This window comes from Erysipelothrix aquatica (assembly GCF_009828775.2).
Classification (GTDB): domain Bacteria; phylum Bacillota_I; class Bacilli_A; order Erysipelotrichales; family Erysipelotrichaceae; genus Erysipelothrix; species Erysipelothrix aquatica.
The window spans coordinates 1-812 of sequence record NZ_WTSY02000093.1; the positions used below are offsets into that span (position 1 = coordinate 1).

The window sequence follows — 812 nt, forward strand, 5'->3', positions numbered from 1 at the left end:
AACTTCGTCTATAGTTTCACTATCAATTGGCGGAAGTGTTGTAGACAACTGTTCACAGTGATACCTCCAGTCAATCATATTTCTGTTGACTCTCATTCCAAGTAATCCAACGCTTTCAATCAATACTTGATGATTTTTTTCCTCATAGGCTATTGGAACTAACCCCAACAGACCCCATTCGACATCATTCTTATCAGTTAATATGTAACGAGTACGAACTTGATTTGTTGGCAATGATCTGGACAGATAATTCATAACTATATCATTATGGCTGTATCCAATAAATAAAACTGTATACTCGGTAAAAAGCTTGGCTAAAAATCTCGTAGCATACCCTTCTAACAGATACGCTTTGCCAAAATCCGAATCAGTAAGAATCATGTTTTTAGGTTCACATTGGTTCCCATGTAAATGAACAATCCCTTGAAAATCATTACCAAGAGGAAGAGCAGGTGAATTGTAGATTATAACACTTAGCTCATCACCAAATGCTTTTTCAATTGATAAATCATAATTAGTTGTTACAATTCTTGTTGCACTTTCATTTTTAAACAATTTCACAATATTTCTATGTAACTCATTTGGTTGGGCATCCCTCTCCTTGAAAAAATTAGACGCAATTTCTCTAACATTTATATGTTCATGTTCTAATTTACCTAAAAAAGAATCAGGTTTATGTATTGATTTATCATATTTATAAGGCGAATTCCCAGAAATATAACTAGTTAATACATTAAAGTCTGGTAAGTTTGTAGGTGGGTTCATTGATACTCCAGCACCGATAAAAACAACTAGTTTATCTTCTTTAATAG

General features: G+C 33.1%; 1 protein-coding gene. It reads right to left on the reverse strand.

Annotated elements, in window-relative coordinates; translation table 11 throughout:
* Window positions 1–812: SIR2 family protein (locus GVV20_RS10595; protein ID WP_250690219.1), on the reverse strand; the 812-nt coding region annotated here is incomplete at both ends.